Origin of the sequence: Synechococcus sp. R55.7 (assembly GCF_047461955.1) — a bacterium.
Taxonomy (GTDB): domain Bacteria; phylum Cyanobacteriota; class Cyanobacteriia; order Thermostichales; family Thermostichaceae; genus Thermostichus.
Genome location: NZ_JANSIC010000056.1, coordinates 7,307 through 13,061 on the forward strand (window position 1 = coordinate 7,307; position 5,755 = coordinate 13,061).

Here is a 5,755-nt window from a genome sequence, read left to right on the forward strand (position 1 = left end):
TCCCCCTCGCACCTATCAGTTGACGGATTACCTCATCTTGGATCCCCAAACCCGCCGCAACTTGGAGCTGACCCAGACCATCCGCGAGGGATCCTTTGTCGGATCCCTGCTCTGGGTGCTGGATCACAGCCGTACAGCCATGGGGGGGCGCACTTTGCGGCGCTGGCTAATGCAGCCTTTGCGGGATTCGGAGCAAATCCGCCTTCGCCAAGACACCATCCAAGAGCTTTTGGAAAACCCTTCTCTGCGGGCCCGCCTGGGATCCCTCCTGGACTCTCTGTACGACCTGGAGCGGCTGGCCAACCGCGTCGGATCGGGCACCGCCAACCCACGCGAGCTGGTGGCCCTGGGATCCTCCTTGGGCAAACTGCCCCAACTGGCCGAGCTAGTGGCTGAGGCCAAAACCCCCCTCCTGCAGAGCCTACAGCAAGTGGATCCCGCCCTGGTGGATCTGGGCCGCCGCATCGAGCACACCCTCCTGCCCTCCCCTCCCCCTGTGCTCACCGAGGGGGGCCTCATCCGAGCCGGCGTGGATCCCGAGCTGGACAGGCTGCGGCAGCAGGTGGAGCAAGACCGCCAGTGGGTTGCCCAGTTGGAAAAAAGCGAGCGCGACCGCACTGGGATCCCCACTCTCAAGGTGGGCTTCAACAAGGCCTTCGGCTACTACCTCAGCATCAGCCGCGCCAAGGCCCACCAAGTCCCCAAAGAGTACATCCGCAAGCAAACCCTGACCAACGAAGAGCGGTTCATTACCCCCGAGCTCAAAGAAAAAGAGGCCCGCATCCTCACAGCCCAAACCGACATCAACCAGCGGGAATACGAGCTGTTTGTGCAGTTGCGCCAAGAGGCAGGATCCCGGGCCGAAGCCATCCGCCAAGTGGCCCAGACCCTGGCTGCCGTCGATGCTCTGTTTGGCCTGGCGGAAGTGGCAGTGCAGCAGGGATACACCCGTCCCCTCCTCACAACAGACCGCCGGCTCATGATCGAGGAGGGTCGCCACCCGGTGGTGGAAAAATCCCTGCCCCAGGGCCTATTTGTCCCCAATTCGGTGCAACTGGGATCCCCCCACGGCCCCGATTTGATCGTCCTCACCGGGCCCAACATGTCCGGCAAGTCCACTTACCTGCGGCAAATTGGGCTCATCCAAATCCTGGCCCAGATGGGCAGCTTTGTCCCCGCGCGGCGGGCAGAGTTGGGCCTCTGCGACCGCGTATTTACCCGCATTGGCGCTGTGGACGATCTGGCTACCGGCCAGTCCACCTTCATGGTGGAAATGAACGAGACCGCCAACATCCTCAACCACGCCGGCGAGCGCTCCTTGGTGCTGCTGGACGAGATTGGCCGAGGCACCGCTACCTTCGATGGCCTTTCCATTGCCTGGGCGGTGGCGGAATACCTGGCCACTCAGGTGCGCGCCCGTACGGTCTTTGCCACCCACTACCACGAGCTCAACCAACTGGAGACCTTGCTGCCCAACGTGGCCAACTTTCAGGTGGTGGTCAAGGAATTGCAAGATCGCATCATCTTCTTGCACCAGGTACAGCCTGGGGGGGCAGATCGCTCCTATGGCATCGAGGTGGGACGCATGGCTGGCCTGCCGCAGCCGGTAATCCAGCGGGCCGAACAGGTGCTGGCCTTGGTGGAAAAACACAGCCGCATCGGCCTGGGCTTGAGAAACCAAGGGAAAAGCCGCCTCGCCCAAAAGAACTCCAAAAAAGAGCCCGCTCCCAATGGGATCCCCGACCCTGCCGTTGGGGATCAACTGTCTTTGATCCCAGCACCTCTCTCTCCCGATTGGCCTTAGACTCCCCTACCCCTAATCCAGATCCCGTTCTTGCAACCTCAGGGCTGCAGCCAGCCCATCCAGCTCATCCCGATGCCCCTCCACCCACAGGTGGGATCCAGAAGCCGTTGGCGTTCGTTCCCAGGACGAGAGCGGGACAGAGTCCTCGTCGGCTTCCTGCAGTTTCAGGCGGATTTGTTCCGGGCGTTGGTTGCGCTGCCGGTAGTACCAACCCGCCCAAGGAGAAGCCAGCACCACCATCCAGGGCCAAGCTCCCCACCCCGGCTCAAGGGTCTGCAGCACCAAGGCCAAACAGGCCAGTCCCGTCCCCGCCAGCCCCGTCAAAAAAAGGGCCAGCCCCACGCTAGCCTGACCCTGCCCTGCAAAGGTGGCGATCCCCTCGGCATCGGCGGACTGGAGACGATAGCCACGCCTTTCCAAGTGCTCCCGTAGAGCGGATCCCATTTCCTCCAGGCTGCGACTGCTAAAGTAGAGGCGACTCTCCACGCGATCCTTGCCCGCAGCTCGCAGAAAAAAGAATAGACCGATGGCCAATAGAGTCGTCAACGCCAAGGTTGAAACCTTTTCCCCCGTCAGCGGGGCTATGGCCAACCCAAGTGCCTGAGCAGAGCCCAGTCCGCCCAGAGGAAGGGGGTTGACCTGTTCGGGGAGTCTGGCTCCCCCACAGCTGGGTGGGATAGGTGAATGGGAACAGTTCATCGAATAGAATCGAATAGATTGGAATAGGCAAAGCAATTTACACGCTACCTTTGAAGTTTAGACCCTCTAGGATGGATGGGTTACTTCCCCCAAGGACGAGCTGCTGGGTTCACCCTGAGGGCAATACGCTTTTTCGCAGTGGCGGTGACGGTTGAACTGGGGGGATCCTACGCTGGCTCTCATGTCTCTGGGCTGAGAAATGCAACTATAATTAAGTTATGATAAGGGGCTCACGCTCTCCGTGTGACCCCTCCGCTGCTACTTCAGCCTTTCCCTATGGGGCATGGGCAGGAGGTCCGGTTGAGGAAGAGGTCAATGTATGATTTCCTCTGACTGCTGTAAGGCGTTGAGCAGGCGCGAAGTTACCGTTGGGGAACACTTAAGCTTAACTTGCTCCACATCACTGACCATTCCTCTCTCAGCCCACTGAACTGCCTACCCCTGTCGCTACATCAGCAACACCCTACATGTCTAACTACGAACCTGAACTCAACGACATTTTGTTGGATGGCCCCGCCGATCTCCTCGATGCTGCCGAAGAAGCAGAGGTGGATCTGGCCGATGGCGAGTTTCTGGAAGAGGAGCCAACCCGCCGCTCCACCGATCTGGTGCGCCTCTATTTACAGGAGATCGGTCGTGTTCCTCTTTTGGGGCGCGATGAAGAGGTGGCCCTGGCCCAAAAAGTCCAAGACTACATGAAGCTCTTGGATTTGCGCCTGCGCCTGCAGAAAGAGTTGGGACGGGATCCCACTCTTGCGGAATGGGTGGCCAAGGCCAACCAGTACCCCGAGTGGGCGCAACTGACCCCTGAAAAGCTGCAGCAGATTCAGCGGATTGGCAAGCGTGCCAAAGAACACATGATCAAGGCCAACCTGCGCCTGGTGGTGTCGGTGGCGAAAAAGTACCAAAACCGCGGCTTGGAGCTGTTGGATCTGATCCAAGAGGGTACGCTGGGCCTAGAGCGGGCGGTGGAAAAGTTCGACCCAAAAAAGGGCTACCGCTTCAGCACCTACGCCTACTGGTGGATCCGGCAGGGCATTACCCGCGCCATTGCCACCCAAAGCCGCACCATCCGCCTGCCCGTTCACATCACCGAGAAGCTGAACAAGATCAAAAAAGCGCAGCGCAAGCTCTCCCAGGAAAAGGGCCGCACCCCCACCATCGAAGACATCGCCTCCGAGTTGGAGATGACGCCGCCTCAAGTACGCGAGCTGTTGGTACGGGTGCCCCGCTCGGTTTCTCTGGAAACCAAGGTGGGCAAAGACAAGGACACCGAACTGGGGGATTTGCTGGAAACTGACGACATTTCTCCAGAAGAGACCATGATGCGGGAAGCCCTGCATCGCGATCTACAGCAGTTGCTCTCGGATCTGACCAGCCGCGAGCGGGATGTGATCCGCATGCGTTTCGGCTTGGGGGATGGGCGCACCTATTCGCTGGCGGAAATCGGTCGCGCCTTGGATCTGTCGCGAGAGCGGGTGCGGCAAATTGAGGCCAAAGCCCTGCAGAAGCTGCGTCAGCCGAAGCGGCGCAACCGCGTGCGAGATTACCTGGAAGCTATCAGCTAGTTCCGGCTTGCCCACTGGCTCCCCCGGCGTCCTACCCGTTTCCGCAGTCGGGCTGCTGCCCACTCCACTTCTGGGATCCGCAGGTAGAGAGCTCCGGCGGCGAACAAGCTTAGACCTAAACCCGCGGCCAGCCCGGCCCAAATGATGGCGGTGAGCAGGGGAGACCCCACAATCTCGTAGGAGCGCAGTTGGGTCCACAGCCAATGGCTCAGTCCCCCAGCCAGGACGGTGCTCCCCAGCAATGGCAGTAGGGCTTGTCCCATCTCCCGCCAAGGGATCCCTGGCAGGCGCTGGTGGAGGCGGATCCCCAGTCCGATCACGGCTATCAGGTTGACGCCGGCGGTGGCCAGGGCAATGCCCGGCGCTCCAAAAGCCTGCAAAAATAGAAAGTCCAGTAGGGCATTCAGGCCAATGGCCATGCTGCTGATGCGCAGAGGCGTAGCCCCATCCTCCAGGGCATAGAAGATCCGCACCAGCACATCCCGCAGCAGGTAACCGGTCATCCCCAGACCATAGGCCATGAGCAGGGCTGCTACCTCTTGTGTCACCTCCGGCGTAAAGCGCCCCCGCTGGTAGGCCACTTGGACAATGGGCTCGGCCAAAGCCACCAACAGCATCGACAGGGGCAGGGTCACAATTGCCGTAAGCATCAGCCCTTGGCGGATACGCTGGCGCAGCTCCGGCCAACGGGATCCATCCCCTGCCAACTGGGCATAGAGAGGCATCAAGGGCACCAGCACCATGTTGGAGAGGATCCCCAGCGGCGTTTGTACCAGAAGCTGGGCATATCCCAAGTTGCCGATGGTGCGATCCCCAGGTACGAAAGAGGCAAAAAACAGATCCACATAAACATTGATGTGGATCATCCCGGAGGAGATCACCGCCGGCAACATCAGCAAGCCCACCGCCCGTACCTGCGGGGATCCCCACTCAAAGCGCAGGCGCGGTCGCCCCAGCCCTAACCGCATCTGGAGCGGAACTTGGGCCAACCATTGGGCAATGGCCCCGATGAGCACGCCCCAGGCCAGCAAAGTTGGGATCCCCGTCCATCCCAGCGTGACCAGGATCCCGATCACCGCCAAGCTGGAGATCAGCGGGCTAAGGGCAGGCAAGGCGTAGTGTTCGGCAGCATTCAGCGCTCCAAAGCCGATGCCAATCCACCCCGAGAGCAAGGCCAAAGGGGCCATGATCCGCAGTTGCGCAGCGGCCAGAGCATGGACTTCGGGGCTGGCTCCCGGCGCATTCAGGCGCACCACCCAGTCCGCTCCCCACCAAAGGCCCAAGCTGACCAGCAGGAGCAGGCAGCCTACCAAGGTGGAAATGGATTCCAGCCAGGCAGCCGCATCCTCCCTGTCCCGATCCCGCTGCTTTTTGAGGACACTGACGATGGCGCTGTGAAAAGGGCCGTTGATCCCTCCCAGCAGAATCAACAGAAAACCGGGCAGGATGTAGGCTACCCCGAAGGCGCTGTACTCCGGCCCCGAGCCATACACTGCTGCAATCAAAGCTTGGCGAATAAAGCCTATGCCCTTACTGAGCAAGGTCGCCCCGGCTACCAAGCCCGCCACCGACATCAACGAACGGGATGGCCCTGCTGAAGGAGATCCCCCAGGGATCTCTTCCTGAGTGGCAGACTCCTCCATTACCTTGTGTCCTGCACCCCAACCACTGCCTCAACAACAAA

At 60.6% G+C, this 5,755-nt stretch carries 4 protein-coding genes; 2 read left to right on the forward strand and 2 right to left on the reverse strand.

The window, feature by feature from the left end:
• A partial coding sequence (gene mutS, locus NW820_RS04565) for a DNA mismatch repair protein MutS (RefSeq protein ID WP_414406807.1) occupies positions 1 to 1,804 on the forward strand: 1,804 nt, incomplete at its 5' end.
• Positions 1,805 to 1,816: 12 nt separating this feature from the next.
• On the opposite strand, the gene NW820_RS04570 is transcribed toward mutS, so the two are convergent.
• Complete coding sequence (locus NW820_RS04570; RefSeq protein WP_414406808.1) at positions 1,817 to 2,356, reverse strand: cofactor assembly of complex C subunit B; 540 nt, start codon at positions 2,354 to 2,356, stop codon at positions 1,817 to 1,819.
• 614 nt (positions 2,357 to 2,970) lie between these two features.
• Here NW820_RS04570 and sigC point away from each other — a divergent pair.
• A complete protein-coding gene (gene sigC / locus NW820_RS04575; RefSeq protein ID WP_414332157.1) occupies positions 2,971 to 4,071 on the forward strand; it encodes an RNA polymerase sigma factor SigC in 1,101 nt (366 codons plus the stop codon).
• Here sigC and murJ read toward each other — a convergent pair.
• The gene (gene murJ, locus NW820_RS04580; protein ID WP_414406809.1) at positions 4,068 to 5,714 is read right to left on the reverse strand and encodes a murein biosynthesis integral membrane protein MurJ; all 1,647 of its coding nucleotides are present in this window, start codon (positions 5,712 to 5,714) and stop codon (positions 4,068 to 4,070) included. The two genes, sigC and murJ, sit on opposite strands and share 4 nt — an antisense overlap.
• Positions 5,715 to 5,755: the final 41 nt, after the last annotated feature.

Coding starts and splice junctions, on each gene's coding strand:
- sigC (WP_414332157.1), top strand. CDS start 2,971: ATGTCTAACTACGAACCTGAACTCAACGACATTTTGTTGGATGGCCCC.
- murJ (WP_414406809.1), bottom strand. CDS start 5,714: ATGGAGGAGTCTGCCACTCAGGAAGAGATCCCTGGGGGATCTCCTTCA.